The sequence below is a fragment of the Xanthomonas sp. NCPPB 1826 genome (genome assembly GCF_056725285.1).
Map to the genome: position 1 here is coordinate 3,155,692 of NZ_CM161521.1, position 26,877 is coordinate 3,182,568.

At 58.6% G+C, this 26,877-nt stretch carries 24 protein-coding genes and 2 tRNA genes; 4 read left to right on the plus strand and 22 right to left on the minus strand.

The features are described from left to right. Positions 1-5: 5 nt before the first annotated feature. The 8 genes from AC1PLA_RS13315 to uvrB form a co-directional block, all read right to left on the minus strand. The gene (locus AC1PLA_RS13315; RefSeq protein WP_481104728.1) at positions 6-1,259 is read right to left on the minus strand and encodes a TraB/TrbI/VirB10 family type IV secretion system protein; all 1,254 of its coding nucleotides are present in this window, start codon (positions 1,257-1,259) and stop codon (positions 6-8) included. Further along, positions 1,256-2,026 carry a TrbG/VirB9 family P-type conjugative transfer protein gene (locus tag AC1PLA_RS13320; RefSeq protein WP_039522158.1) on the minus strand — a complete coding sequence of 257 codons (771 nt, stop codon included), beginning with the start codon at positions 2,024-2,026 and terminating at the stop codon, positions 1,256-1,258. The genes AC1PLA_RS13315 and AC1PLA_RS13320 overlap by 4 nt, the downstream gene beginning before the upstream one ends. Further along, the gene (locus AC1PLA_RS13325; protein WP_481104729.1) at positions 2,023-2,949 is read right to left on the minus strand and encodes a VirB8 family type IV secretion system protein; all 927 of its coding nucleotides are present in this window, start codon (positions 2,947-2,949) and stop codon (positions 2,023-2,025) included. Before AC1PLA_RS13325 ends, AC1PLA_RS13320 begins: the two co-directional genes overlap by 4 nt. A 76-nt stretch (positions 2,950-3,025) precedes the next feature. Next, a complete protein-coding gene (locus AC1PLA_RS13330; protein ID WP_104581990.1) occupies positions 3,026-3,430 on the minus strand; it encodes a hypothetical protein in 405 nt (134 codons plus the stop codon). A 349-nt stretch (positions 3,431-3,779) separates the two neighbouring features. Then, the gene (locus tag AC1PLA_RS13335) at positions 3,780-5,453 is read right to left on the minus strand and encodes a type IV secretory system conjugative DNA transfer family protein (RefSeq protein WP_481104730.1); all 1,674 of its coding nucleotides are present in this window, start codon (positions 5,451-5,453) and stop codon (positions 3,780-3,782) included. Between the two features lie 35 nt (positions 5,454-5,488). After that, the gene (locus AC1PLA_RS13340; protein WP_065031748.1) at positions 5,489-5,731 is read right to left on the minus strand and encodes a hypothetical protein; all 243 of its coding nucleotides are present in this window, start codon (positions 5,729-5,731) and stop codon (positions 5,489-5,491) included. Between the two features lie 526 nt (positions 5,732-6,257). After that, positions 6,258-6,332, minus strand: a tRNA-Val gene (locus tag AC1PLA_RS13345). A 104-nt stretch (positions 6,333-6,436) separates the two neighbouring features. Further along, the gene (gene uvrB, locus AC1PLA_RS13350; RefSeq protein ID WP_039526529.1) at positions 6,437-8,458 is read right to left on the minus strand and encodes an excinuclease ABC subunit UvrB; all 2,022 of its coding nucleotides are present in this window, start codon (positions 8,456-8,458) and stop codon (positions 6,437-6,439) included. A 140-nt stretch (positions 8,459-8,598) separates the two neighbouring features. Here uvrB and AC1PLA_RS13355 point away from each other — a divergent pair, with 140 nt between their 5' ends. Continuing rightward, entirely contained in the window at positions 8,599-9,141 is a 543-nt protein-coding gene (locus tag AC1PLA_RS13355; RefSeq protein ID WP_237348078.1) for a GspH/FimT family pseudopilin, read from the plus strand. A 51-nt stretch (positions 9,142-9,192) separates the two neighbouring features. On the opposite strand, the gene AC1PLA_RS13360 is transcribed toward AC1PLA_RS13355, so the two are convergent. The 12 genes from AC1PLA_RS13360 to grxD all read right to left on the minus strand — a co-directional run bounded on the left by AC1PLA_RS13360 (position 9,193) and on the right by grxD (position 23,143). Further along, a tRNA-Asn gene (locus AC1PLA_RS13360) sits at positions 9,193-9,269 on the minus strand. A 66-nt stretch (positions 9,270-9,335) separates the two neighbouring features. Next, positions 9,336-9,695 carry a type IV pilin protein gene (locus tag AC1PLA_RS13365; RefSeq protein ID WP_228960938.1) on the minus strand — a complete coding sequence of 120 codons (360 nt, stop codon included), beginning with the start codon at positions 9,693-9,695 and terminating at the stop codon, positions 9,336-9,338. Between the two features lie 83 nt (positions 9,696-9,778). Beyond that, positions 9,779-13,522: a pilus assembly protein gene (locus AC1PLA_RS13370; protein WP_349780113.1), complete on the minus strand. Its 3,744-nt coding sequence runs from the start codon at positions 13,520-13,522 to the stop codon at positions 9,779-9,781. 10 nt (positions 13,523-13,532) lie between these two features. Next, positions 13,533-14,057 carry a pilus assembly PilX family protein gene (locus tag AC1PLA_RS13375; protein WP_481104731.1) on the minus strand — a complete coding sequence of 175 codons (525 nt, stop codon included), beginning with the start codon at positions 14,055-14,057 and terminating at the stop codon, positions 13,533-13,535. Between the two features lie 2 nt (positions 14,058-14,059). Then, complete coding sequence (locus tag AC1PLA_RS13380) at positions 14,060-15,220, minus strand: PilW family protein (protein ID WP_481104732.1); 1,161 nt, start codon at positions 15,218-15,220, stop codon at positions 14,060-14,062. A gap of 4 nt (positions 15,221-15,224) precedes the next feature. Further along, positions 15,225-15,704, minus strand: coding sequence for a type IV pilus modification protein PilV (gene pilV / locus AC1PLA_RS13385; protein WP_104600345.1), 480 nt, complete (start codon positions 15,702-15,704; stop codon positions 15,225-15,227). Next, a complete protein-coding gene (locus tag AC1PLA_RS13390) occupies positions 15,701-16,219 on the minus strand; it encodes a GspH/FimT family pseudopilin (protein WP_104600344.1) in 519 nt (172 codons plus the stop codon). Before AC1PLA_RS13390 ends, pilV begins: the two co-directional genes overlap by 4 nt. 130 nt (positions 16,220-16,349) lie before the next feature. Continuing rightward, positions 16,350-17,735 carry a nucleotide 5'-monophosphate nucleosidase PpnN gene (gene ppnN / locus AC1PLA_RS13395; RefSeq protein WP_016901083.1) on the minus strand — a complete coding sequence of 462 codons (1,386 nt, stop codon included), beginning with the start codon at positions 17,733-17,735 and terminating at the stop codon, positions 16,350-16,352. Positions 17,736-17,840: 105 nt separating this feature from the next. After that, positions 17,841-21,035 (minus strand): TonB-dependent receptor, encoded by a 3,195-nt coding sequence (locus tag AC1PLA_RS13400; protein WP_065031754.1) that lies wholly within the window; start codon positions 21,033-21,035, stop codon positions 17,841-17,843. 451 nt (positions 21,036-21,486) lie between these two features. After that, positions 21,487-22,086, minus strand: coding sequence for a YhgN family NAAT transporter (locus AC1PLA_RS13405; protein ID WP_006450537.1), 600 nt, complete (start codon positions 22,084-22,086; stop codon positions 21,487-21,489). Then, positions 22,083-22,826, minus strand: coding sequence for an SDR family NAD(P)-dependent oxidoreductase (locus tag AC1PLA_RS13410; protein ID WP_349780110.1), 744 nt, complete (start codon positions 22,824-22,826; stop codon positions 22,083-22,085). Before AC1PLA_RS13410 ends, AC1PLA_RS13405 begins: the two co-directional genes overlap by 4 nt. Then, positions 22,823-23,143, minus strand: a complete 321-nt coding sequence (gene grxD / locus AC1PLA_RS13415; protein WP_006450539.1) for a Grx4 family monothiol glutaredoxin — start codon at positions 23,141-23,143, stop codon at positions 22,823-22,825. Before grxD ends, AC1PLA_RS13410 begins: the two co-directional genes overlap by 4 nt. Positions 23,144-23,264: 121 nt before the next feature. Here grxD and AC1PLA_RS13420 point away from each other — a divergent pair, with 121 nt between their 5' ends. After that, positions 23,265-23,843, plus strand: coding sequence for a superoxide dismutase (locus AC1PLA_RS13420; RefSeq protein ID WP_349780109.1), 579 nt, complete (start codon positions 23,265-23,267; stop codon positions 23,841-23,843). A gap of 136 nt (positions 23,844-23,979) precedes the next feature. Here the strand turns inward: AC1PLA_RS13420 and AC1PLA_RS13425 are convergent, their stop codons facing one another. Continuing rightward, positions 23,980-25,125, minus strand: coding sequence for a 5-(carboxyamino)imidazole ribonucleotide synthase (locus AC1PLA_RS13425; protein WP_349780108.1), 1,146 nt, complete (start codon positions 25,123-25,125; stop codon positions 23,980-23,982). Continuing rightward, complete coding sequence (gene purE / locus AC1PLA_RS13430) at positions 25,122-25,625, minus strand: 5-(carboxyamino)imidazole ribonucleotide mutase (protein ID WP_039510673.1); 504 nt, start codon at positions 25,623-25,625, stop codon at positions 25,122-25,124. The genes AC1PLA_RS13425 and purE overlap by 4 nt, the downstream gene beginning before the upstream one ends. Positions 25,626-25,683: 58 nt before the next feature. On the opposite strand from purE, the gene AC1PLA_RS13435 reads away from it, so the two are divergent. After that, positions 25,684-25,953, plus strand: a complete 270-nt coding sequence (locus AC1PLA_RS13435) for a Trm112 family protein (RefSeq protein ID WP_349780107.1) — start codon at positions 25,684-25,686, stop codon at positions 25,951-25,953. Beyond that, complete coding sequence (gene nadC / locus AC1PLA_RS13440) at positions 25,950-26,834, plus strand: carboxylating nicotinate-nucleotide diphosphorylase (RefSeq protein ID WP_349780106.1); 885 nt, start codon at positions 25,950-25,952, stop codon at positions 26,832-26,834. The genes AC1PLA_RS13435 and nadC overlap by 4 nt, the downstream gene beginning before the upstream one ends. Positions 26,835-26,877: the final 43 nt, after the last annotated feature.

A 26,877-nucleotide genomic window follows, 5' to 3' on the forward strand; every position in this document is an offset into this window, starting at 1 on the left:
TCTCGTTACCTTCTTGGCAGTACGTTAGTGAAATCGACGTCCTTTGCAACATACACATTAACCAGCGAACCTTGATTAATAGTGACAGTTGCTGGTCGCCTCATGCTCTCCGTTGCTGCGTCATTCGCAAGACGTTCCATTGTCCGAGCGGTTGCACTCTCATAAGGGGACTGAACTTCTACACCAGTCTGTGAGACTGTTGTTTGTTCAGGGCCGTATTCGGCTGCCGCATACTTGAAGGCGTCGGCTAGCAAGCTGATCATTAATGCCGACGACAAACGCTGGCCCCAATGTGCGTCATACTGACCAGGATGCCCCGCGCCGCCCAAGCTATCAATGCCGGGACTTGCCATAGAGACGTCGATACCTGTCGGCGTTGTAATACGGTCCCAAATCACAGAAACACGCTGGCCTGTGGGACCGCCGCTGTAGCTTCCGTAAATCTTTGACCCTTTGGGCAACAACAACGTCCGTCCGTTAATGGAATAAACAGGCTCGGTAATAAGACATGATGTGAACCCTGGGATATCTGTAATTACCCGAGTTTCAAGAATGCACCGCAAATAAGTACCACGCACAAGCAACGCATCTGGATGTCGAATAAACTGAGCGTTCGAGACTTTTTGCTTATCTGCCTCGCTACCACCCTCCGCGCCCGCGACCCCGCCCTCGCTAGCAGGATTAAGTCCAGCCAATATTGAGTTGGAATATTCTTCAGCGCTCGTCGGGCCACTGCCGCCAGATTCGTTAGCGCCTCCGGCGGAGGCCATGCGACGCTCAGCCAAGGTAGGTCCCGCCGGACGGTTGCTTGCTGGATAAACCGGCTGAGGATAGTCCGGCGTTTCCGCTGAGGGAAGGGGCGGCGGTGCAAGTGAAATGGGAGGGACGTCCGGTTGAACGTCGACCGGAGCAGAAGTGGTTGCCATTTTTGGCAAACTTGGTGCTGTGACAGCAGTCGTAGGCTCCTTCCTTGCATCTGCGACATTGCGGCTCGTCGCGCTTTTATAAAGAAAGAAGGCGAGCACAAGCAAAACGAGAACAATTGCACCCAGGAAAAACAAAGCCTTCCTGTTTAAACGCTGATCTTCGACAGAACGCAGTTCAGGTGCCGAGGCATCCAGATCTGGCAATGGCTGCGCCTGCGTGCGCGCGAAATATGGGTTGTTCGTATCTTGCCCGTTATTTGTCGCCTGAGACCGATCGTTATCTCTGCCATCAAGGTGACCGTCGTTATTGTCAGGAGGATTATTCTGGCTCATTTTTTCACGTTCCTCCGGAGGCCAACGACATTGCTTCCATGCCTGATAATCAAATAAGGATAAGTGCCATGGATCACTAACATATTTCCTTCCACGGTAGTGTTCACAACGAAATCTTCACCGTGTTCTTTTTCACGACCAAAGACAGCTGGAAAATTGCCCGTCTGAAATGCATTTGAGTCTGTAAGTTTTAAATAAGTGAACCGACCATCATCGTAGACACTTACAGGAACTAGCCAAGCAAGACGACTTCTCGTTGAATACGAATAGTCAAAATAATACTGCCTATCTTTGGATAGTTCGGTATTGAGCAGCGGCTTGTTCTCATCCTTGGCAGTATCCTGGGCTGCGGTAAATTGCGAGTCGCTGGGATAGTTGAAAACCACCTTGTATTGAACTCCGGCACGGCGCGCCTGCTCGAGCTCGCGCCAGTCAGTGGCAACGACCTTTAGCTCGAAAATATAAGAGTGCGTTTCTGTCCGCACCATCATATTGGTATCCACGTCAATATTTTTTGGCTTTAGATAAAAAACATTATCCCTACGCGTCAATTCCCAACCGCTACTAAAGCCAGTACTATAATCTAGAATTTTTTCATTTGGATTCAACTCGATCTGGGTAGTTATGCCCAGCCCGGCACGAATCTGATAGATTTGGTCAGCCTTGTAATCGTAATAGTCAACGGCCTGAGCACTTACGTTACCGATCATGTAGACCGATGTAAGTACGGCCAATAACCACACCTTCCATCTATGCCTGAGCATCATTGACCTTTTGCTCCATCATTTCCAATAGAAATTCCCTCAGCTGTCCCAGAAGCAGTCTCAGTCGCTGCAGGAACCGCCACACCAATCGCGGGCACGGACGCTTGATCAACACTTTGGGGAACCGCAGTTCCTTGCTGCTGTGGCGGCGAGGGTTGTGTCGTACTACTTGCGACCGGCGCTCCTACATCGGGGACAGCTTTGTCATAATCATTATCCACGCGGTATTCGGTCACTTGAAAACCCAACGGATTCTGCAGCCTATCCTGCTCATCCAATTTCAGGTTATCGTTATAATCAAACGCCAACGTAATCAACTTATTATCAATGAATGATGACGTACCGGTCGTTTTTTCATACAACGTGCGCTGAATTCTGACAGCAGCACCACGGAATCCGCCAGATGGACGCTGCCCCAGGGGGGTTATACTTAGAATTTTAACCCTGATAGCTTTACTTTTTCCATACTTCAGAAAAGGATTATCCGGATTGTTTTCCATATACAATTGCTTGTGCCCAGCACCCACAGAGGCAGTGGACATAATAAAAACCAAATTCCAATCCCGCAGCGTCATTATCTCCGAGTCATAAGATTCACGAGCAGTCACATACTGCGCAACATTACTACGGTTTATGGCTTCACTAGATGTTATTTGCTGATTATAAAAATCACCTTGAAGTCGAGCAACGGTTGCAGTTCCGCTGGAGGCATCAGCCATTACCAGGTACGGAACCTTCTCCTTCAAAGGCAGCATATAATAATAACCACCGGCCAAGAGCAATGACATCATTAGAGAGGCCGTAGCGACCATCCAGGCGCGACGCTGACTGCGTTGCGCAAGGTCCGCAATCGTCAGCTCATAGTTGACCGCTTTCGCCACGACTTGATCAACATTCTGACTGCTAGAGTCTTTCTTACGGAACATGATTAATCCGCTTATACCTTGATTTCACAATGTCAAATCTGCACAGAAAATGCGCAGCTCATAGGCCCATATCAATCTAGCCTGCCGCTTGAGGCGTAGCAGGCTGAACGACAATTTGATTTCCAACCACAGACACGTATACACCTTGCGCAGCATAAACCGCACTGAGTTCCTCAACTGCTTGTTTGATACTAACAGTATCAATTTTGGAGACAGCAGAATACAAAGTGTAATCAGAGGTTATATTGTAAGCGAGCGTCATATTGGAATCTTTAACCCAGCGCTCCAGCATGGTTTTCAACGTTCCATCCATCGGAGTGGCTTGGTAAACATAAGAAGCATGCAAAGGCAACTCCATGGGAGTTTCGGCAAAGCGGTTAACCGGCTTCCAACGCCCACCAAAATCGGGAGCAGGCTTGGTCGCGCAGGCCCCGACCAACGCAGCGACCACCAAGACCAGCGACAGCTTGGACACAGACATCGGATTCACTCTGACTTCTCCAACTCATGAGATTTCGGGCTTAAGACGGACAGCACAACAGCTCCGCTCACCTTCGGGTGACGGAGGGGATCTGCCTTTGATGACTCGATCGAGTGTGCGCGGCCGCCCGAACCAGCCCGAACAGGCCAGTCAGCGTCATGCATGCGCACATCCGGTAAAAATGAATACGCCGAAGAACCATCCATAGCCTTACTCCTGTACGACCCCGTCCGGCGCCGCCCCTCTTAACAAAAAATCAACACTGCGCGAATTCTGGGTAACTTTGCCCTTAACGAACACATGAGTCAAGAATTACCGGCGCCCCTTCGCAGCCGTTGTGCGACGACCGTCACAACCTGATGGAAAGCGTTTTCACGTCCGTCTTAGGCAGCAAGCGCGCGGTGAAATAGCGGTCTTCGTAGTAGCGGATCTTGTCGCATTTCACCGGATGCGGGATGCCTTCGTACAGGAAGACCTCCTTCTCGTTGCCCATCGCCTTCAGCTCCTGCGGAAGCATCAACGCACGTCGCTCCTCGGAGACACTTCGGGTGGTTTCCCTGCCGCGGGTGACGTTCTTCTTCTTGATCGTCGTGTAGCCCAACATCTCGGAGTAGTCGTTTGCATCCTGCTGCTCGCGCGGGGCGTACAGGATCTGCAGCGCATGGTTGGTGATGATGGTGCGCGACAGATCCTTGCCGTAGGTGGCGTCCAGCTGCGCCATGCTCTGAATGATCGGCAGCAGGCGAAGGTTGTAACCCGCCATGTAGGCTACCGCGGTGGCAATGATGTCCACTTTGCCGATCGAGGTGAATTCGTCCATCAACAGCAGGCATTGGTACTTGAGCTCCGGATTGGACTTCGGAAGCTCGCGGGTGTTGAGGTTGATGATCTGACTGAAGAGCAAGTTGATGATGAGCCGGCTTTCGGCCAGCTTGTTGGGCTGGATGCCGATGTAGATCGTCATCTTCTTCTTGCGCAGGTCGGTGAGCAGGAAGTCGTCCGCGCTAGTGGCCGCATCCAGGACCGGGTTGATCCATGCGTTGAGCGGCTCTTTCAGGGTACCCATGATGGACGCAAAGGTCTCATCGGCCTGTGACAGCATGTTGGCAAATGCCGAGCGCGCATTGCTGCTGAGGAATCTTCGTTCGGACAGCGACTTGAGGTACTTCTTGAGGTCTGTGCCATCCCCGGACGAGAGGCGATAGATGCCGCCAAGCGTGGGAGCCCCTGCCCCGCCCGGAAAGCCGAGCGACAACTCTTCGTCCTGGTTTTCGAACAGATACAGGGCGAACGCCATGAAGGCGTTACGCGCCTGGCTGACCCAGAACTTCTGGTCATCCGACCCGTCCGGATACAGCATCGCGGCAATGCTCATCAGATCCGACACACGAAAGGCAGGGTCGCTGGACACGTAGGTCAGCGGATTCCAGCGATGCGTACGACGGTCTTCGGCGAAGGGATTGAAGAGGAACACCTCATGCCCCTGACTGGCGCGCCAGCCACTGGTGAGGTCGAAGTTCTCCTGCTTGATGTCCAGGACCACTACCGATTCCTGGTACTCCAGCAGGTTGGGAATGACCACGCCGACGCCCTTGCCGGAGCGCGTCGGCGCGGCAAGGATCACGAACTGTTGCCCGCTCAGCCGTACAAGCTTGCCGTTGAACTTGCCAACCACGATGCCGTTGCCGCTCGGCTTGAACAAACCGTGCTTGGAAAGGTCTGCCGCTCCGGCAAAGCGCGCGTCGCCATGCAGCGCCCGCGCCTTCGGCTTGAGCAGGAGCACGACCGTGATGGCCCAGATGATCCCGGGCAGGCCAAAGCCGAGAATGCCGGACATCTTGATCTTGGTTGCGTAAGGCGCCACTTCCGGCAGGCCCAGCGCCTTGACGTAGCGGTAGTAGGTATCCCATGCGTACAGCCCGGTATCGAGCCGCAACAACAGAAGCGTCAGATATCCGGACAGGAAATATCCAACAAGCAATGTCACCACGGTGGCGATTGCAATTATTTTGGCTTTGGACACGCGCCCCTACTCCTTGGCTTACTTCTCAACGGCACTTAGCGACGGACGACAGGTTTGTGATCGACCAGATCCGACCTGCGTCCACCACTCTCACTCTCGACGAGCGAGTCGATCCAGACTCTGGCCTGATCCAGGGAAAGATCCGGCGTGATCCGGGTTCCGGCATCCGTTACCACGGCATAGGCCACCACGGCGTCCGGCGCATAGGTGTCTTCCCGGGTGATTGCCACGACACGGTACCCGCCCCTGGTCAGCACGGTGTGCTGATACTCGTCCATCGCCAGCCTTCCTTTTCGTCAGCGCGGAGGCGATGCTAAAGCAAGACGTGTGATGGAGAAAGCGGTTTCGGCCAAGCCGGCACAACCGCGCGCGCATTCGAGGCAAGGCGACGATCGGGATGCGTCACCGCCGGTGGAATTCAGTGAACGCTTGAAGTGCTTTCAGAGCCACGCACGTGCCTGGCGTTAAAAAACTACCTGCTGCTTCGTGGATGGGGTGACCAGCGCTGCGACGAAATGACACACAGAGCAGAAGCTTGGCCTGGCGCAGGACCTATTACTCAGGAGCGAAAGAGCGCTCGGCTTGCTAGGCCACCGCTCCGCCGCCGGCAATGCCCGGCCGCTGCACAACATTCATCCAACACGCCTGGGCGATGCACAGAAGGAAGTGAAAGCAATCGTCGAAGACGAAATACAGGACACGCGGAATCTGCAGGAGCTGCTGCGTAAATCACTTTAGGATCCGCGGCAGCAGTCGCTGCCGATGTTGAAGCCACTCAAGTCGCGGTGCCGTCTGGACTTGGAGTGGTGGGCGGTACAGGGTTCGAACCTGTGACCCCTACCATGTCAAGGTAGTGCTCTACCGCTGAGCTAACCGCCCGTTTCCTGCATCAGCATTGCGCTGTGCAGGGCGCGCATTCTAGCGCAGGGTTTGGATCACCACAAGCCCTCCCTGCGCTCGAACTTTCGCGCTGTCGCCCTGCCCTACGCCAGGCTGGCAGCTTTCAGTTTTTGGATCTGGTCGCGAATCTGCGCGGCCGCCTCGAACTCCAGGTCCTTGGCGTGCTGGTACATCTGCTGCTCCAGGCTCTTGAGCTTGCCGGCGATCTGGGCAGGCCCCATTGCGCGGTAATCGGGCATTTCCTCCGCCACCTGACGCGACTTCGAGCGCCCCTTGCCTGCCTTCTTCTCGGCGGCATCCTCGCGCGCACCTTCCATGATGTCGGAGATCGGACGCGCCACCGACTTGGGCGTGATGCCATGCTCCAGGTTGTACTCGACCTGCTTCTCGCGGCGGCGGTCAGTCTCGTCGATCGCGGCCTGCATCGAACGCGTGATCTTGTCGGCATAGAGAATGGCCTTGCCGCGCAGGTTGCGCGCTGCGCGGCCGATGGTCTGAATCAGCGAGCCGGTCGAACGCAGGAAGCCTTCCTTGTCCGCATCCAGGATCGCCACCAGCGACACCTCCGGCATGTCCAGGCCTTCACGCAACAGATTGATGCCGACCAGCACGTCGAACTTGCCCAGACGCAGGTCGCGGATGATCTCCACGCGCTCCACCGTGTCGATATCCGAATGCAGATAGCGCACGCGGATGCCGTGCTCGCCGAGGTACTCGGTGAGGTTCTCGGACATGCGCTTGGTCAGCGTCGTCACCAACACGCGGTCGCCGAGCTTGATGCGCTCGTGGATTTCGGACATCAGGTCGTCCACCTGCGTTCCGACCGGACGAATCTCGACCACCGGATCGATCAGGCCGGTCGGGCGCACCACCAGCTCGGTGATCTCACCCGCGGACTCGCGCAGTTCGTAGGGGCCCGGCGTGGCCGACACATAGATGCTGCGCGGCGAGCGCGCCTCCCATTCCTCGAAACGCAGCGGCCGGTTGTCCAGTGCCGACGGCAGACGGAAACCGAACTCCACCAGCGTCTCCTTGCGCGAGCGGTCGCCCTTGTACATCGCGCCGATCTGCGGAATGGTCACATGCGACTCGTCGATGACCAGCAGCGCGTCCGGCGGCAGGTAGTCGAACAACGTCGGCGGCGGCTCGCCGGGCGCCTTGCCGGTGAGATGCCGTGAGTAGTTTTCGATGCCGTTGCAGAAGCCGACTTCGGCCATCATTTCCAGATCGAACTGGGTGCGCTGCGCCAGGCGCTGCGCTTCGACCAGTTTGTTCTGCGAATACAGCTGCTCCAACCGTTCCTTCAGTTCGTCCTTGATCGTGTCCACCGCGCTCAACGTGCGCTCGCGTGTGGTCGCGTAATGCGTCTTGGGGTACACGGTGTAGCGCTGCAGCTTGCGCAGCGTTTCACCGGTCAACGGATCGAACAGCGTCAGCCGCTCGATGTCGCCATCGAACAACTCGATCCGCAACGCCTCGGTGTCGGATTCAGCTGGAAATACGTCCAGCACTTCGCCGCGCACACGGAACGCGCCGCGAGTCAGCTCGAATTCGTTGCGGGTGTACTGCAGATCGGTGAGATGGCGGATCAACTGACGTTGATCGATGTGCTCGCCCACCGACAGGATCAAGCGCAGCGACAGATAGTCTTCCGGCGCGCCCAGGCCGTAGATCGCCGACACCGTGGCCACCACCAGCGAATCACGACGCGACAGCAAGGTCTTGGTCGCCGACAGACGCATCTGCTCGATGTGCTCGTTGATCGAACTGTCCTTCTCGATGAAGGTGTCCGACGACGGCACATAGGCCTCTGGCTGGTAGTAGTCGTAGTAGCTGACGAAGTACTCCACCGCGTTGTGCGGAAAGAACGACTTGAACTCACCGTACAGCTGCGCCGCCAGCGTCTTGTTCGGCGCCATCACCAGGGTCGGCTTCTGCACCTGCTGGATCACGTTGGCGATGGTGTAGGTCTTGCCGGAGCCGGTCACGCCCAACAAGGTCTGCTTGGCCAGACCGGCCTCGAAGCTGGCCACGAGCTTCTCGATGGCGGCAGGCTGATCGCCGGCTGGGGAGTACGGGGATACAAGCTGAAAACGGTCGGTCATGGAGCTGGTCTCGGGGGAGGACTGCACTAATGGCGGAGGCCACTTTCGGTAAAAGTCTGACATCCCATCCCGTGAGAGCCGACCTTACCTGAGCCTTGGACGCCGTAGAGACTGCTTGCTCCGAGCCGAGGAGCAGGACGGTGAAAGCAGTGACTCGTTCGTGCACAAAAGGGTACACGGCAGTACAGCTGATGATCGTGATGGCGATCATCGGGATCATGGCGGCCATCGGCCTGCCCAACTTCAGAGCTTTGATCGAGTGGCAGCGCGCACAGGCACGGGTTCATCTGCTCACCGCGCACCTGGCAATGGCCAGGAGCCTGGCCATCACGCACCGCCTGCCAGTTAGCGTCTGTCCATCCGTCGACGGCGCCAATTGCCGACGTGACAGCGACTGGGGCCAGGGGTGGATTGTTTTCAAAGACCCAACGCGCAGTGGGCAGCCTGCGGACGCGGGCTCGATCCTGCGGGTCGAGCAGTATGCTGCGAGTGAGGGCATCAGCATTACTGCAACGATCGGCCGATCGCTTGTGCGATTTCTTCCGAACGGCCGCAACAGCGGCACCAACATTACGATCAGCCTCTGCACGCGTGCGCAGCGCCTGGCAGATGTCATCGTCAACAACTCAGGGCGAACGCGCTCTGTCCGCTACAGGCAACCAACCGCCTGCCCTGCACGATGAGCTACAGCAAAAACAAAGAGGCCGCGACTAGTCGCGGCCTCTTCAACAACTTGGCGCCCGAAGTTGGACTCGAACCAACGACCCCCTGATTAACAGTCAAGTGCTCTAACCGGCTGAGCTATTCGGGCGGGGTCGGCATTGTAGCAAGATTTTGGGGCATTGCAACAGTCATCAACGTCCCCGAACTCACGCTCTCACCAGCAGTCCGACAAGGCCCCCTTGGAGTTGGTCTTGCGACTAGCCTGGTCAATACTCAAAGTTCCGCACTTGTCGGCTGACTGGACATTGGTCGGGGTCGCAGTAATCACAAAGGTGGACTGAGTCACCTGTGGCGACGGCAGGTTGTAGGCGGCTGTTCCACCCTCCCGAGGCGAGACAGGATTGGGCAAAGTAAAGCCGACGTACGTATTCTGCACAGTGTGATAGCGCTCGGCCAGCTGCGCATACTCGACAAGATCTGCCTTGGCCTGCGCACGGCGAGACTTACGCACGTACTCCGAGTAGTTCGGGTAGGCAATCGCAGCAAGAATCGCCACAACCGCGACGACAATCATCAGCTCGATCAGCGTGAAACCGTGGGAAATCAACAGTGATGCGCCCCTGCCACGGGCGCCGGTTTCTCTGGCCCAAGAAGATCTCATTGCACCTGCCTCCAGGACTGACGTCCGCATGGATAGGGAACATACATTGGGTCGGCACCTGCAACGCTTATCACCATCCAGCAGGAGCTGCCCCCAGGCGGGGGCGCTCCGCCAGACTCTGCTGGAGTCAACCGCGGAATAGCTGATATGCCGACGTCCTTCACCGGAGTAGTTCCTTGCGTTGTCAACGAAGTCGCGGCAGTTCCCGAAGCAAACGAAGCACCTGTAGGCGAATTACGGCGCGCCACATCCAGTGCGGCCCCACCCGTCCTAGTATTCAACCCAAATAGCCAATTGCTACCCTGGGCAGCACATCCCACGCTGTTTGGATTGGGGACATAGGTCGGAATAAAAACAATACCCGATGCGACGCTTGGATTTCCCACCATACGCTCGCCGGCTGGCAGATCGACATACCAGCCACGCCCACCTGCCGGGCTTGCTCCCAACACCAGACTCCGCGTACCACCAGAACTGGAGATCGTATTGGCCTGCAGGTTGGTGCGCGTCAACGCACTCGTGATTGCTCCAGCGGAAACGTCATTGATCCCATACAACGACTGGATAGCAGTATCGAATGGATCATTTACGAATGAGAAGCTTCCGGTTCCGAAGAAAAGCATGACACCGCCGTTATCGCCAGCAGTAGCAGCGAGTCCGCCGGTAATCGGCTGACGATAGGTAGAGCCGTTCTCGGTTGAAGTACGGCTTGTAAAGAGCGGCACGGAAACAGATGTCACGGTGCTACGAAGGTCAAACTTCCAAAGGGCTCCTTTTTGATCGGCTGCGTAAACAGTGTCCGCATATCCATCACGAACCCGATCAGCTTGGCTGGCACCGCCCCAGCGATCAACAACAACGATGTTGCCGAGACCGTTGCTTCCGGCGACACCTCCTCCACTCTCTGCGGCTTCGATCATGGTAATCGTGGGTGCGCCCGCCTTGATATCAACGACAAAAAGAACGGCTTTTCCACTGGCGCTGTTATAGCCATTGCCAAAAATCGCTTTCCATGTCACAGCGCCGGATGCGTTAGCAACTGGAACGATAACCGGCTTACCAAGCACATAGCCTATGTTGTTACGGACTGCCGCAGGCAACGTGCTATCAAGATCGCTGATTTCCCAAAGACGATTGCCTGCCGAAATACTTGTCGGCGTCGTGACGTCCATTGCAAAAATGCTACGTCCGCCCGCACCTGCGGTCCCTACAAGAGCTGTCTTCCAGGATCCACCATAGTAAGCATCCGATACGGTCAACGGCCCATCCACGTAGTAGCGATGGTCAAAGTCTTGGTCACTTTGATCGGTTGGATCGTAAGGAAGTAGCAAATTACCCATGTGACCGAGCGCAGTTGATGGAATATAAGCGAATCGCTCTACACCGCCATTCGAATTCATTACCCCATTTGCGCTCATGCCGCCATCGAAGCCATGCAACATGCCGTCGTTGGCACCAACATAGACCATATAATTTCTGTTTGCCTTCTTGGAATCCAAGTAAGCGCCATAAGTACTTCCAGGCGTGCCCGCCAAACCACGATAGCCATAGTCATCCAATGGAGAACTGATGACAGGCGTCGAATTGACGATATCGCCAAGCACAGTGGTTCTATCACGTAAGCGACCACCGCTGCGGACTTCCCCAGACGCATCCCCACGCAAGTACGCGGTAGCGGTAGCTGCGGTCGCTCCCAGTGCGGAAAGGTCCGACTCAGTGCACAGTGACATCCCGGGATACAGCGACGTCGATTTGTTACAAAGATCTGCAAGAGAAACATTAGTCGCATTGAAGGCGCTAACTGATCCTGCCTTGCTGACCAAGACATTGCGTGCCGCGGCAGAGGGCATTCGTGAACTTGCCTCCCACGCTGCCGTGGTCACTGCGACCCGAGTCGCTGGATTGATAGAAACGGTATAGCCGGTAAGACGGCCAAACCAATCGGTGCCCTCATTGGCAATTTCGTAGTTGGGCACCACTGAGAACGAGCCAGCACCGATACGCGCACCGCTCTGCGCGAGCGTTCCCGAGGGAGACGAACCGGATGTCACCGAAGAGAGAACTCTCCGCATCGCAGCTGTAATTTCCGCCGGAGTCTTCGCGTTTATGTATTGACCGCGAGTATTGGTTGCCGCGTGCCAGATGTCATCAACGGTGCTTCTTTCATCATTTTCACGCGGCGGCCAATTTTGGTAAATCGCCGGAGTGGTGTAAGCATCCTGCACCACATCGGGATTGAACAAATTCCCTCGCGCACCCAGCGTAATACCGTAAAAATTTACGTGCAGATTCTTCTGGCAATCCAACCTTACATTGGCGTTTGCAGTGCTGCAGGAGCTTGGCACAGGCACAAGACCGGAGGCCAGGTCCGGCCGAATAGGGGATCCGCCGTTAACATTATTATAGTACTTTGCAGCGATATCCCCCATAGTATTATCGTAACCGTCAGCGAATGGAACTCCCATTCCACCATCGCCTTGCGCATTACTGACCTGCGGCCCATCCTGGTTACTGTAGCCATCAGTAAAAAGCATTACGGCATTTTTCTGGCAAGCCAATTGGACTGGAGCAGCGCTATCTGTGCGCTGGAATTGAACCCCTGCGGCGTTTACCGCTTGGCGATTTGGTGTACCCCCGCTCGCAGGCAATGCGAGGATCGAATTGTAAAGCGCCGCCTTTTCACTTGCCGTTGCCATATTTCGCATTGGCAGCCTGTCCGTAATGGCATCATAGCTAGTGTGCTGATTAATGCGAAAGAATCCCACCCGCATATTATTGACGTCAGCCAGCGACCTAGTCATGCCCGCAATAATTGCCCTATTGCGATTACCATAGAAAGAAAACCAATTTGCAAAGTTTTGCAAGGCAACGGTATTGGTTGTGCCGATCGTGTATTTCCACATGTCGCAGCCCGTTCCGCACACATCTCGTACACGCTCGCGCGGCACTGAGTCATACGCTGAGGCAGAGCCAGGAAGGACTGGCCGAGCATCATTATTACTCGTATAAGGAACAAAAAAGGTTGCAGGCCAAAACCTTATCAGCAGTGTCTGCGAACCACCATTCCAAGTGACATCAGTTGTCGTCGTTGTCTCAGCTCCGAAATAGAGATTATTGTTATTATCCCTAAAGCGCTGCCTGTAACTTGTACCTCGGGGCAGAACCATCCTGTTCTGAATTCGAAAGCTACTACTGAAATCCTCACCCATGTAGTTCGATGCCAACGCGACGGTCGCGGATTGCAGCGGATTAATACGGGTATTCAGCGGGTCAGCCTGAGGAAAGGGAGTGCCATCGTTATTGATCCACGGCTCGTATTTGACTGTCGGATCATAATATGTTGGATTGTAGGCAGCCGAACGCGCGAAACCAAGACTATCCAACGGAGGAACACCCAATCGGTTTTCATCGATACGGACGCCAGGAAGCACGTGGTTGTAACCACATCCAACGCTTCTCGTATCTTCCGTATTAAGCACTCCGGGGCTTGAGAAAAACGTATATTGCGCTGTACTCCAGCAGCCCTGGCCATCCTGCCCTGGAAATTGGGTTTGAAACGTCATCGACCCGGAATCGTCGACAGCCATGATGAATGCAGGCGGCGTCTGCACCTGATTATTCATTGGCGCCTGAGCAAGGACGCCTTGACCTTGCGCAGCGATTAGCGCGTAGACGAAGCACGCCAGGCCAACCGCGGCGGCGGCAGAAGCAAAAATTACTTTCTTTTTATGCAAGGTCATGTGCTTCTCTTCAAAGCTTGAAGATAGTGTCTACGGCCGCCTCGGAACTCGCGTTATTCTGATCATCAGCGGCAACGCCAGTGATCTGAAAAACAGGAGATGCAGGATCGACAGGTTGTCCCATTCCGATGTTTGCTTCCCCCTGAATGCATTGATCTATCTGGCGAACATTGACCGCGCGAGCCGAGGTCTGCGCCTGCGCCCACTGCATAGGGTCAAAACCATCGTCACAGACTCGATTGATGTCTCCAGAAGCAACTGAACTCGTGGTACCAGTCGGCGCCGTCGTTCGATTGGAAATATTTTCGACGGAGTTTTCAGCGTTTCTGACCACACCTTCAGCCTCCTCGAAAGCACGATTCACCGCCCTATAATTGGCCGCCATTTTTTCTTGCATTCCAGAGACCTGAATGCCTGCAATGCCAATCAACGCAAGCAACACCAGCATGATCAACGCCACATACAAGACAGCACCGCGCTGAGTTGCCGCGGGGGTATTACGTGCTCGATCTCGAGTGAGATGTCTGGTCTGCATTTTCAGTTACCGAAAAGGCGATTGCGGAGGGCGATGGATAGCTCGTAACTAGCGCGATAGCGTCCATCGTTGGTCGTCGGCGGAATGACCGTGACACCTAGCACGCCTAACCGACTGGACTCGACTTGAGTACTTGCAGCCGCTGCCGTCGGACTGCGAGCAAGGATACCGACCTGCACTTGCCCAACGCGACGCCACTGGTTGGCGGCCGCCGCATCGGCTCCAGTGGAAACTCCACTCGCCACACGTTGCTCGGTGATATTACCAACAGGCGGCGTCTGGGTTGCAATCGACGGCGTCGTATCCAATCCGTATAGAAATTGCAAACTTTCTATTCCTTCAACCAATTCCTCGCTGACATAGATGCCATTGCTCCCCGCGCGAGCACGCCTTAGCGCGGGTTCGCCGGTATCGGGACTATTGGCAACGTAATACACCAGGGACTCGGCGCGGTACACCATTGTCTGACCAGTGGGCTGTACCACATATCGCCCTGAAAGATTGACGCCACTGGCCGTTACGGATCCCGCAGTCGTGGTGCCAGCAAATACATCCGCATGTGCGCAGTCCGCTATTCCAAACAAGGTGGGGGCAGCTACCCCATCGTCGGTCAGGCGTGCCCAACGTGTCGCATCCATAGTCAAGGTGCTGTTGGAACCAGCTGCTGTGATACCTGTCGCAGGCACGCCCTCGGCAGAAAGATAACGCAATACAATGATGTCGCTGCCTGGTCTCGGCGCGGGGCTCAAATTCTGAATGGAGGCCGGCAAACCTACTATCGAATTCGCACTGGCACCGATCGTTATTTGCCCCCCTGGAGCTGTTCCTGGTGCTTCGTAACCTTGAACCGATACCGAGAAATCTAAAGGACTCCCGCTTCCTGTTGTCGCAGAGAGATTGACCCTGGGATCCCCCTCCCCCTTAACGAATTGCGCTTGATCGTTGACGCACCCAAAGTGGCCCGCCATGCGAATGTCTCGAGCCAGATAATCAAGCGCAAAACGTCCATTCTCTTGTGCTCGCGAAGCACCTTCAGATAGTTGGGCGGCCGTGCGCGACGCTGAAAATATTTGGATTACGCCTAATAAAAGAACCAACCCGATCACTAACGCGATCATCAGTTCGATCAATGAAAGGCCGGACATTCGCGAACGCAAGTTCATTCCCCTAGATCTCCGTTCGCAACGCAAAACTCGTCACTGCCTCGGGGTTTTCCTTGTCCCAGCGCTGATCGCCCCAACTTATTGCCACAGTGGCGACGCCGTTGACATAGGTAACTGTAGCAGCAGCCTTATCTCCAAGCGCCTTGGCAACCTGACATTGCCATCTTGTTATATTCTGGCTTACCGATACGGTCTGGCCTGTTGGATATACGCAGGCGCCAGTCGCCGTCACGGCCCCGGCAGCGAATGTGGCGGCAGTATATTGACCAACCTGATAACGATTGGATCGCATCTGATCAATTAGGTCGTAGGCCAGATTGGTCGCTTGCGTCCGGTAATTGGCGCTTTGAACAAACCGCACATTCATGGTCTGCAGCAGCGCAAACCCTAGCAACCCAAATGCGAGTATGAGAATGGCAATCAGCACTTCGATCAGGGTGAAGCCCGCTGCAGAACGTCTATGAGAGAGATGATTCTGGCTCATGTGCAGGTCTCTTTTTTGCTTCGAATTTGCCCGGACGCATTGATTGTTAATGAGCGTTTTAACGGTTGCCCGCCACATTGATCAGGTTGCAATGTAACCTGTTGATCGGCAGCAGCACGGCGGCGCCCCCGCGCATCAAACGCAATGACCGTCCCCGTCGTTGGCCCCTGGACGACCAGCCTTGGATTTCCCAACGAATAACGGAGCACGGTTTCACCTGAGTCATAACTCCCGTTTCCATTTGTGTCGCTCCAGGCCATCACCCCTGCACTCCAGCTCCCATTGCAGGCTGTCCCGTTCGCACTGCCACAGATGCCGCTGCCTTGGCCGTTCCGGATGGCTTCGCTTCTGGACAACGTGAGCAATGCCATCATTTCGTTATTTGACGCAGCCACCCGATTTGAGCGCACGACGCCTTGGAAACTCGGGTATGCGATCGCTGCGGTGATGGCTAGCACCGCGACGGTTACCATGAGCTCGATCAATGTGAATCCACGCGTTCGGACAACGAACATCAAGACGCTCCCCAGCGTTATTGCTGGAGAGCATGAACTCTGACGGGCTGTGGGACAAGCACGAGACAGACAGGCGGACGGCCTGGACCGACAGGCGTCAAACCGCCCCGGCCGCCTACCGTCTAGGCGCTTAAGTCACCACCCGATAACAAGGCCGGTAATCCCCCGAAATCTTCATCCGTCGCTGTTCGACGAAGCCGCGCAAGAGTTCGTCCAGGGCCTGCATGATGTCCGGGTCGCCGTGGATTTCGAAGGGGCCAAATTCCTCGATGCGGCGCATGCCGTCTTCCTTAACATTGCCGGCGACGATGCCGGAGAAGGCACGGCGCAGGTCGGCGGCCAGTGCGGGCGCTGGGCGGCCGTGGTGCAGGTCGAGGGCGGCCATGGCCTCGTGGCTGGGTTCGAACGGCTGCTGATACTCGAGCGGGATGTGGACGGACCAGTTGAAGTAGTACGAATCCTTCTGTTCCTTGCGGTGCGCGCGCACGTCGTGGATGCCTTCAGCCATGCGACGCGCTACGGCAACCGGGTCGCCAACGATGATTTCGTAGCGGGAAGCGACAGCTTCGCCCAGGGTAAGCCGGATGAAGCGGTCGATCTGCTCGAAATACGGCGCGGCAATGGTCGGGCCGGTTAGGATCAGCGGGAACGGCAGGTCGGCGTTCTCTTCGCGCAGCAGGATGCCGAGCAGGTAGAGGATTTCCTCTGCCGTGCCGACGCCGCCCGGAAACACCAGGATGCCATGGCCGATGCGGACGAAGGCTTCCAGGCGCTTCTCGATGTCCGGCATGATCACCAGGTGGTTGACGATCGGGTTCGGCGACTCGGCGGCAATGATGCCCGGCTCAGTGACGCCGATGTAGCGCGTGTGATGCTTGCGCTGCTTGGCGTGCGCGATGGTGGCGCCCTTCATCGGGCCCTTCATCGCGCCCGGGCCGCAGCCGGTGCAGATGTCCAGGCCACGCAGGCCCAGCTCGTAGCCCACCTGTTTGGTGTAGAGGTATTCGTCGCGCGAGATGGAATGGCCACCCCAGCACACGACCAGGTTCGGGTCCGACGGCTGCAGGATGCGCGCATTGCGCAGCTGCCCGAACACCGCGTTGGTGATGCCTTCGCTGGTATCCAGATCCCCGCGCTGGGCTTCCAGCTCGATTGCCATGTAGGCCAGGTCGCGCACCACGGCGAACAGCAGCTCGGCAACACCCCGGATGATCTCGCCATCGACAAAGGCCATCGCCGGTGCGTTGCTTAGATCGATGCGGATGCCGCGGTCCTGCTGGTTCACCTGGATATCGAAATCCGGATACAGATCGCGCGCGGCGCGCGGGTCGTCCGACGCACTGCCGCTGGTCAGCACGGCCAACGCGCAGCGGCGCAACAGCTCATGCATGCCACCGCTGGAGGCATCGCGCAGACGCGCAACTTCCGCCTTGGACAACACGTCCAGGCCACCACGCGGGTAGATCCGCGCATCCACCACCGGCAGCGCCCGTGCTGCCGTACTGCTGAGTTCCATAGCTTGCTCCTGTCGTATCTCAGAACTTTAGCGTACTCACCCGCACAAAAGAAAACGGCCGGGAGAACCCGGCCGTTTTTGCAAACTTCGACACGCTAGCCAGCTTTAGAACTGGTAGCGGAAGCCCAGCTGCAGTGCCCAGCGGGAGATGCCCTTGTCGTCGTAGACGGTGGACAAGTCCGGCTCATTGAAGCGGTACACGTACTTGCCGGTTGCAGCATCGATACCGCCGTACTCCACAACACCCTTGAAGCCAGGGAACCCGTACTCATCCACGCGGCCCCACTTCTTATTAAGCAGGTTACCGACATTCATGATGTCGACCCATATCTGCGCCTTGTTGCCGTCGAAGAAGCCCGGCAGTTCCTGCTCGATATGCAGATCGAACTGATTTACCCAGGAATTGCGAACGGCGTTGCGGCCAGCCAACTGCCCTTGGTGCGAAGACAGATACTGATTGTTGCTCACGTAGTTCCAGAAAGCATTCTCTTCAGCTGCACTTCCGAACAACACATCGCCACGGCCGTTCGGAATGTAAAGCAGGTCATTGGCACGACCGTCACCATTGGCATCGTTATCGAACGTATAGCTATACGGACGACCGCTGCGGCCCTGATAAATCAGGCCAAGTTTGGTTGCGTAGTCGCCGAAGAAGTTGTGCTTCCACTGCAGAGTGCCGAGGATGCTGTCCTTGATCTCATAAGCGGACGTGGCGTTGACTTCTTCATTAGCCTGGAAGGTCGCTACATTCAACAGCTGAGAGCCCGAGGTAGAGCTGGTCAGACCGCTGACCTCCTTCGCGTTTGAGTAGGTGTAAGCGAGGCTCCACGACCAGTCGCTGTCGTTGAAAGGTTTATTCAAACCGACGGTGAAGCTCTGCGTACCGCCCTGGTCGGTTGGACGCGCAATAATTGCGTCGTTGAAGCCCTGATTACTGTTGGCGCGTGTCAGTGCGTTGCCGGTGAAGCGACCAAGGTTATCCCAGCTCGCCCGGTTACGACCAACCGCGTTCCAGTAGATCTGACGACCATCCTGCCCAACCGCAGTCGGCGTGCCAAGATTGAGTTGCTGGTAGTAGATCGCCTCGTTGACCTTGGTGACCACACCTTCCAACGAGCCGATGATGCCGTACCACGGCAACTCGGTGTCGAATGCCAAGTTAGCTTTCCAGACCGACGGCTGTCCGAGATCCTTGTCGACAAAGTCGACCGATTGAGTCGCTCCGCCGGTACCAGTTGGCTGGTTGTTGATATCGGGAGTGAAACGAATACCGCCAGCGGCGATCTCGTTTGCGTTGCGGAAATTGTAATCCGTGTAAGCCAGGCCGGTATTGGAGAACGGATTGGACAGCCACACCGACGCCGCCGCACCCTGGAACAGGCCCACGCCACCGCGCAACTGGGTCGGCCGCTCGGCATCAAACGTGTAATTGAAGCCAAAGCGCGGCTGCCAGAGGTCGTTACCATCGAGCGTCGCGTCGTTACGCACGCCGAAGGCATTGAATGCAGCCTGATTGAACTGCGGGCTGTCCGGAACCATCTGCTTGTCGTAGCGCAAGCCAAAGGTCAACGTCAGGTTGTTGTTGACAGCCCAGCTGTCCTGAACGAACAGGCCTAGGTTGCGCAGCCCCCACTTCGCTGCGATGTCATCGATACTGCCGGTGTTCGAGGACGAATAGCGATAAGACACTGGCCGATTGGCGCGGTAAGCAGCAATCGAATCAAAGTTGTAAGAACCGAAAACGCGTGGACCAAACAAGTTGAAAATATCGTTGTCTTCGTAGTCGAAGCCGAATTTGACTGTGTGGTCGTTAAGGAACAGGTTACCAGCAAAGAATGCATTCCATGTTTCGGTACGCAACTCGTTCGCCTGCGTATTTGCCTCGGTTCCCAGATTGACTGAGTTTGCGCCCACACGGACATTGATGGCCGGCAGCTGAGACGCTGCGGTACGTACTGCCGCGTAATCGCGATAAGACACCTTGGCCTCAGTGGAGAAGGTATCGGTCCAGTCGCTGAAAAGCTGTGCCGTGTAGGTTTCCAGCTCGAAGTCACGCACGTAGTGGTACGAATTCAGCGCCAACGAACTTGTGCTGAAACCATTGAGATTGGCAGTGCTCTGCTCGGACTTACCGTAACGGAATGAACCGCGATGCTTATCGCTGATATTCCAATCCAGCTTGAAGCCCTTTTCTTCAGAGTCGGAATCCAATGCCGGCAACGTCAACGTGCCCGGATCAAAACCGTACACATTGCGCGAGATGTCGGCGATCTCGTCGACCTGCGCCTGCGTGATGTTGACCGTGTTGCTCGCACCAGAGCCTGTCGGACCAAAACCGCTGTTACCGGTGAAAACGCCTTTGCCTTTGTACTTTTCGTAATTCGCAAAAAAGAACAACTTGTCTTTGACCACTGGACCACCCAGCGTCAGGCCGTAAGTCGATTCGCGATCGAACAACTGGGGCCGAATATCGTTCTCGTTCTTGCCCGACCAGTCGTTCTCGCGATAGGTTCCGTAGACCGAGCCATGGAACTCGTTGGTGCCCGACTTGGTTACAGCGTTGATCACGCCACCGGTGCCGCCACTGATCGTGACGTCGTAATTGGCCACGTCCACCGAGATCTCATCGATGACGTCCATCGAGAACGGCTGGCGCGGAGTCGGAAGGCTGTTGGATTCCAGGCCGAAAGCGTCGTTAGTGCTGATGCCGTCGACGCGGATCGCGTTGTAGCGCGGGTTCTGGCCGGCGATGGAGATTTCGTTGCGCGCCTTGTCGGTCTGCGCGACGCGCGGATCCAGACGCACGTAGTCCTGCAGGTTGCGGTTGATCGACGGCAGCGACTCGATTTCTTCGCGGGTCACGTTGGTGCCGGTGCCCATCTTGTTGGCGCTGAAGATCGCCGAGCCGTAGTTGCCTGCGATCGCCTGCACGGTACCGAGCGTGGCCAGATCGCCGCCCAGGGCTGCATCAACCTGATTGACCTTATCCAGGTTCAAGTACACGCCTTCACGCGTGGTGTTGCCCGCGCCGGAAGCAGTAATGGTGATCGTGTACGGCCCACCCACACGCAGGCCGCGCGCGTTGTAGCGTCCGCTGGCATCGGTGGTGGCGCGGCTGACCGTGCCGGATTCGACGTGGGTGATCGTCACCTCGGCATTTGGCACCGGTTGACCGGCGCTGCTGGTCACCAGGCCAGCGACGCCGGCAGAGGTGCTCTGGGCGAACACGGGGGCGGCGGCGAGTGCGGCAACAAGGCCAAGCGTCAGCTTGGACATGCGGAGACAGCGGGGGTGGGTCATTTCGGTAGCCTCGATACAGGTTGGGCAGTGACAAAAAGGCGCAGTCAGCCCAACCGTTCCCGGGGGTGGGCTGCCGATGATCTGGGGTCCCTTGCCGCGCGGCTGGTTGCTGCCGCAACGGTTAACAACAGATTAACACGCTAAGGCCTGATTGTGACGGCGACGTGACAAAGTTCGCGCAGTGCAACATGAACTTCGCATGTGAAGGCGTAAACGCCAGCTTGCGCAAAGTCGCGCGGCATTTGAGACCGGCTTCGCGCTATTGAGCTGGCTTGTCGCAAACCGGCAACGTTGGGCCTGAAAACGCAGCGCTGGCTATCGGACGCCATCCAGTTGTGGTCGCCTGACACTGCCACCCGCTCACGCCACGGGTCAGCAACGCGGCTTCAAGTTCCCGCCGAGCATTCATAGGTCGTCCCCACGCACCCTGCCCGTCTATCACCGACTGGACTCAGATCGATACCGGCAATTTGAAGTAAGTCCCCAACCCGTCCAGGAACATCTGCACCGAAATGGCCACCAGCAACATGCCCATCAGCCGCTCGATCGCGGTCAGTGCGCGATGACCGAGCAGTTTGTACAACAGCGGTGCCGAGGCCAAGATGGTGGATGCACCGATCCAGGCAATCATCAGCGCAAGGCTCCAATCCCATAGCCGGGTGGGTTCGTTGCTGCCCATCAGCATCACTGCGGCCATGCCGGACGGGCCGGCCACCAGCGGGATCGCCAGCGGCACGATGAAGGGCTCACCGTCGGGAATTTCGCCCATCAGGCCTTCCGGGCGCGGGAAGATCATGCGGATGCCGATCAGGAACAGCACGATGCCACCGGCGATCGCCACCGACTCCTGGCGTAGATGCATCAGCTCCAGCGCGTACTTGCCGCCCCACAGGAACGCCATCAGCACGAACAGGGCGATCAGCAACTCGCGCGCGAGCACGAAGCGCTGGCGCTTGGGCGGCAGCGGCTTGAGCACGCTGAGAAACACCGGAATGTTGCCCAGCGGGTCGAGGATCAGAAACAGCAGCAGTGCCGCCGAAAGAATGGTCATGCGGAAGGACTCCAGATCGCGCCGCGGTAAGCGCCACCGGCCGTGGACAACAAGGTGACGCAGGCGGCGGCATAGCGCGTGGGGTCCAGCGCTTCGCTGTCTTCCTGATGGGTGAAGGCGCGGGCGCGCAAGGCGGTGCGCATCGGGCCGGGCTGCAGTCCGCTGATGCGCACTGGGCCGGCGGCGGTTTCATGATGCAGGCTGGCGAGCAGGCCACGCTGTGCATGCTGGGCAGCGCCATAGGCACCCCAATATGCCTGGCCAACGCGCGCGGGGTCATCGACGACGAAGACCACCGCCGCATCTGCTTGCTGCCGCAACAGCGGCAGGCAGGCCTGGGTCAACCAGGCGCGCGCGGTGAGGTTGATATGGAGGTTGCGTGCGAAGTCGGCAGGCGCCGCGAGTTCGGCCGGGGTCAAGCCGGCGAAATCGGCGGCGCAGTGCAGTAGGCCGTGCAGGCCACCGAGCTCGGACTGCAGCCGCTGCGCCAGTGCGGCGTAGTCGTCCGGCGTGGCGCCGGCCAGATCCAGCGGATACAGCAACGGCTCCGGACCCAGCTTGGCAACCGCGTCGTAGACGCGCTCCAGCGGGCGCAGCTTGCGGCCAAGCAACACCACGGTCGCACCGGCGGATGCACACGCCTGCGCCGCAGCGCTCCCCAGCCCGCCGGCTGCACCGGGGATCAGCACCACGCGGCCGGCAAGTGCCGCCGCGTCGGGCCGGGCCTGCGCCAGACTCACGGCTGGTAAGCCTCGCTGACGATGCGCTTGAGCTCGCCGGCTTCGAACAGTTCCAGCGTGATGTCGCAACCGCCGATCAGCTCGCCGTGGATGAACAGTTGCGGGAAGGTGGGCCAGTTGGAATAGCGCGGCAGATTGGCGCGCACTTCGGGCTCTTCCAGCACGTTGACCGTGCGCAACTGATCGGCGCCGGCAGCCACCAGGGCCTGCACGGCGCGGCTGGAAAAACCGCACATCGGGAATTGCGGGGTGCCTTTCATGAACAGCACGATCGGGTGTTGTTCGACTTCGGCCTGGATCCGTTCCATCACCGGCATTGGACTCTCCTGACTGGGAGCGGCAGGCCCGACCGCCGGGTCGGATAGACTTCCGCAAAGGCGCGCATTGTAAGCCTTCAGCGCGACCTGTCGCCGCACTCCCTTCGCTGCCCTTGCCATCATGCCGATCGAACACCTTGCACTGCCCTACTCCCGCGTCGCCCTGGAGCCGTATCTGTCCGCCGCCACATTGGAGGCGCACCACGGCGTCTGTCACCGCAGCGAGGTCGATCGGCTCAATGCGCGCATCGAAGGCAGCGAGTTCGCCGAGCTGACGCTGGAAGACATCATCGCGCAGGCGCAAGGCACGCTGTTCCATCTGGCTGCGCAGGTGTGGAACCACAATTTCTATTGGCAGTGCCTGCGCCCGCGCGGCGGCGGTGAGCCGCTGGGCCGGCTGGCCGACCGCATCGCCAAATCGTTCGGCGACTTCGTGCATTTCAAGCAGGAATTCAACCGCGTCGCCCTGGGCAGCTTCGGCTCGGGCTGGGTGTGGCTGGTGCAGCGCCCGGATGGCGCACTGGCGATCGTCGCCACGCCAAATGCGTCCACGCCGCTCACCGGGCCGGACACCCCGCTGCTCGCCTGCGACCTCTGGGAGCACGCCTATTACCTGGATTACCAGCAGGACCGCGCGCAGTACCTGGACGCGTTCTGGAAGCTGATCAACTGGGAGTTCGTGACCAGCCGGTTGGGTTAGCCGCTTGCGCCGTTGCAACAGGTCAACGATCAGATGACCTGTTGCAACAGCGTCCGGCGGCATCGCGCATTGCGTGCATCTTCGCCACAGACCTGCGCATCGGCGAGGCCAGCAGTGCCAGCGATGGCTCTGCGAATCACCCTTCGCTCAAACGCGCGAGCACCGGTCCGACCTGCGCATCACGCTGCAGCGCGGTGCCTGCTGCGCTCAATGCCTGCGCAAGCGCCTGCGGCGTCTCTGCGCGCAGTGTGGCGTGGCCAACCTTGCGGCCCTCGCGCGATTGCTTGCCGTAATCGTGCCAATGCCCACCGGGCACCGCCAGAAATGCAGCCGCGTCCGGCATCGCGCCCAGCCAGTTGAGCATGCAGGCATGCCCGCGCATCGCGGTACTACCGAGCGGCAGACCGAGCACGGCGCGCACATGATTTTCGAACTGTGAGGTCTCGGCACCTTCGATGGTCCAATGCCCGGAGTTGTGCACGCGCGGCGCCATCTCGTTGGCGAGCAACTGGCCATCGCGTACGAACAGTTCCAGCGCGAACACGCCCACGTAGTCCAGCCGCTCGGCGACCGCACGCGCATGCGCCTCTGCCGCAGCCTGCAAGCCGGCATCCACACGCGCCGGCGCAAGACTGGCCGAGAGCACGCCGTCCACATGCCAGTTCTCGGTCAGCGGCCAGGCGCGGAATTCGCCATCGCGCCCGCGCACCGCAACCACGCTGACCTCGCGCTCGAACGGCACGAAGGCCTCCACGATTAGTCCGACCTTCGCCGCCTGCGCGCCGAGCGCGTCCCACGCGGCATCGGCATCGGCCAGCATCTTGATGCGGAACTGGCCCTTGCCGTCGTAGCCGAAGCGACGTGTCTTGAGCACGCACGGCGTGCCGATACGGGCCAATGCGGCGTCCAGTCCTGTACGGTCATCGATGGCGGCGAACTCGGGCACCGGAATGCCGAGCTCGCGGAACAGGGTTTTTTCGCTGAGCCGGTCCTGCGCCACCGCCAACGCGGCAGCGCTGGGAAACACCCGCACCTGCGCAGCCAACTGCTGCGCGCCGGCGGCCGGCACGTTTTCGAAATCGAAGGTGATCACATCCACGTGCGCGGCGAATGCGGCAAGCGCGGCGGTGTCGTCAAAGGCGCCTGCCTGCAGCGGCGCCACCTGCCCTGCGCAGGCATCGGTGGCCGGGTCGAATACCGCAAACCGCAAGCCCAACGGCGCACCGGCCAACACCAGCATGCGGGCCAACTGGCCGCCACCCAGAATGCCGACCGTGGTCATTGGCGCGGGTCGTCGCTGGCCATGACATCGTCGGTCTGCCTGGCGCGGAACTGCGCCAGTGCCTGACCGATCTGCGCCTGCTCCGGCGCCAGCATCGCAGCGGCGAACAAGGCCGCATTGGCCGCGCCGGCATTGCCGATCGCAAACGTCGCCACAGGAATACCGGCCGGCATCTGCACGATCGACAGCAGCGAATCCATGCCGTTGAGCGCCTTGGACTGTACCGGCACACCCAGCACCGGCACCGCCGTCTTGGCCGCCAGCATGCCCGGCAGATGCGCCGCACCACCGGCACCGGCAATGATCGCGCGCAGACCGCGTGCGCCAGCCTGCTCGGCATAGCTGAACAACACGTCCGGTGTGCGGTGCGCCGAGACCACCTTGACTTCGTAAGGCACGCCCAGCGCATCGAGCTTCTGAGCTGCGTGTTGCATGGTTTCCCAATCGGAACGGGAACCCATCACGATGCCGACCAGCGGCGCGGAGTGGTTGGAGGTCATGGCCCTGCCCTGCGGTAAAGACGTATTCTAGCCATCTTCCACGCAAGACAAGACTTCGATGGATCGCAAACTGCTCGACCTGCTGTGCTCGCCCGACACCCGCCAGCCGCTCTCGCTGCTCGACGGCAAGGGCCTGGAGGCACTCAACACCGCCATCGCCGGCGGAGCCCTGCAGCGTGCCGACGGCACCGCGCAGACACAGTCACTGCGCGAGGCGCTGATCACGCGCGACCGCAAGCAGATCTTCCGCGTCGATGACGGCATTCCGGTGCTGCTGGCCGAAGAAGCCATCGGCACTGCGCAGATCGCCGACTTCCCCGAAAAGTGAATCCTTCCGTACGCACCACCGTGCCGGAGGCACCACCGGCCGCGCTGGTGGACGCCGATGTGGCGCGCGCGCTGGCCGAAGACATCGGCAGCGGCGATGTGACCGCGGCACTGTTGCCCGATCAGCCAGACAGCGCGTACCTGCTGTGCAAGCAGGACGCCGTGATCGCCGGGCGGCCGTGGTTCGACGCCACGCACCGCGCACTCGATCCGCAGGTGCGGATCGACTGGCAGGTGCACGAAGGCCAGCACGTCACCGCCGGCACGGTGTTGGCGCTGCTGCATGGCCGCAGCCGCAGCCTGGTCAGCGCCGAGCGCACCTCGCTCAACTTCATGCAGACGCTGTCGGCCACCGCGACCGCCACCGCTGCATACGTGGCTGCCGTGGCCGGCACCGGCACGCGCATCCTGGACACGCGCAAGACGCTGCCGGGCCTGCGCGCCGCGCAGAAATACGCGGTGCGCTGCGGCGGTGGCGCCAACCACCGCATCGGCCTGTTCGACACGGTGATGCTCAAGGAAAACCATATCCGCGCCGCCGGCTCGCTGAGCGCCGCCGTGCATGCCGCTCGTGCGCAGCAACCGCAGTTGCCGCTGGTGGTCGAAGTGGAAACGCTGGAGCAGTTGCGCGAGGCCTTGCAGGTCGGCTGCACGCGCATCCTGATCGACGATTTCGACCCGGCGATGCGTCGCGACGCGGTGCGCATCGTTGCCGCGCTGCCGCGCGAACAACGCATCCCTCTGGAAGTCTCCGGCAGCGTGGATCTGGCCGGCATTGCCGCCATTGCGGCCGATGGCGTGGATTGCATCTCCATCGGCGGGCTCACCAAGCACGTGCACGCGGTCGATCTGTCGCTCAAACTCGGCCCACCGCCGCGCTGATTTCACGCGTGCCCGCAGCCGGCTCTGTCAGCCTGCTGCGATT

Excerpts from the sequence above, each read along its gene's own strand:
- AC1PLA_RS13315 (WP_481104728.1), bottom strand. The coding sequence starts at position 1,259 with ATGAGCCAGAATAATCCTCCTGACAATAACGACGGTCACCTTGATGGC.
- AC1PLA_RS13320 (WP_039522158.1), bottom strand. The coding sequence starts at position 2,026 with ATGATGCTCAGGCATAGATGGAAGGTGTGGTTATTGGCCGTACTTACA.
- AC1PLA_RS13325 (WP_481104729.1), bottom strand. The coding sequence starts at position 2,949 with ATGTTCCGTAAGAAAGACTCTAGCAGTCAGAATGTTGATCAAGTCGTG.
- AC1PLA_RS13330 (WP_104581990.1), bottom strand. The coding sequence starts at position 3,430 with ATGTCTGTGTCCAAGCTGTCGCTGGTCTTGGTGGTCGCTGCGTTGGTC.
- AC1PLA_RS13340 (WP_065031748.1), bottom strand. The coding sequence starts at position 5,731 with ATGGACGAGTATCAGCACACCGTGCTGACCAGGGGCGGGTACCGTGTC.
- uvrB (WP_039526529.1), bottom strand. The coding sequence starts at position 8,458 with ATGACCGACCGTTTTCAGCTTGTATCCCCGTACTCCCCAGCCGGCGAT.
- AC1PLA_RS13365 (WP_228960938.1), bottom strand. The coding sequence starts at position 9,695 with ATGATTGTCGTCGCGGTTGTGGCGATTCTTGCTGCGATTGCCTACCCG.
- AC1PLA_RS13370 (WP_349780113.1), bottom strand. The coding sequence starts at position 13,522 with ATGACCTTGCATAAAAAGAAAGTAATTTTTGCTTCTGCCGCCGCCGCG.
- AC1PLA_RS13375 (WP_481104731.1), bottom strand. The coding sequence starts at position 14,057 with ATGCAGACCAGACATCTCACTCGAGATCGAGCACGTAATACCCCCGCG.
- AC1PLA_RS13380 (WP_481104732.1), bottom strand. The coding sequence starts at position 15,220 with ATGAACTTGCGTTCGCGAATGTCCGGCCTTTCATTGATCGAACTGATG.
- pilV (WP_104600345.1), bottom strand. The coding sequence starts at position 15,704 with ATGAGCCAGAATCATCTCTCTCATAGACGTTCTGCAGCGGGCTTCACC.
- AC1PLA_RS13390 (WP_104600344.1), bottom strand. The coding sequence starts at position 16,219 with ATGTTCGTTGTCCGAACGCGTGGATTCACATTGATCGAGCTCATGGTA.
- ppnN (WP_016901083.1), bottom strand. The coding sequence starts at position 17,735 with ATGGAACTCAGCAGTACGGCAGCACGGGCGCTGCCGGTGGTGGATGCG.
- AC1PLA_RS13400 (WP_065031754.1), bottom strand. The coding sequence starts at position 21,035 with ATGACCCACCCCCGCTGTCTCCGCATGTCCAAGCTGACGCTTGGCCTT.
- AC1PLA_RS13405 (WP_006450537.1), bottom strand. The coding sequence starts at position 22,086 with ATGACCATTCTTTCGGCGGCACTGCTGCTGTTTCTGATCCTCGACCCG.
- grxD (WP_006450539.1), bottom strand. The coding sequence starts at position 23,143 with ATGCCGGTGATGGAACGGATCCAGGCCGAAGTCGAACAACACCCGATC.
- AC1PLA_RS13420 (WP_349780109.1), top strand. The coding sequence starts at position 23,265 with ATGCCGATCGAACACCTTGCACTGCCCTACTCCCGCGTCGCCCTGGAG.
- AC1PLA_RS13425 (WP_349780108.1), bottom strand. The coding sequence starts at position 25,125 with ATGACCACGGTCGGCATTCTGGGTGGCGGCCAGTTGGCCCGCATGCTG.
- purE (WP_039510673.1), bottom strand. The coding sequence starts at position 25,625 with ATGACCTCCAACCACTCCGCGCCGCTGGTCGGCATCGTGATGGGTTCC.
- AC1PLA_RS13435 (WP_349780107.1), top strand. The coding sequence starts at position 25,684 with ATGGATCGCAAACTGCTCGACCTGCTGTGCTCGCCCGACACCCGCCAG.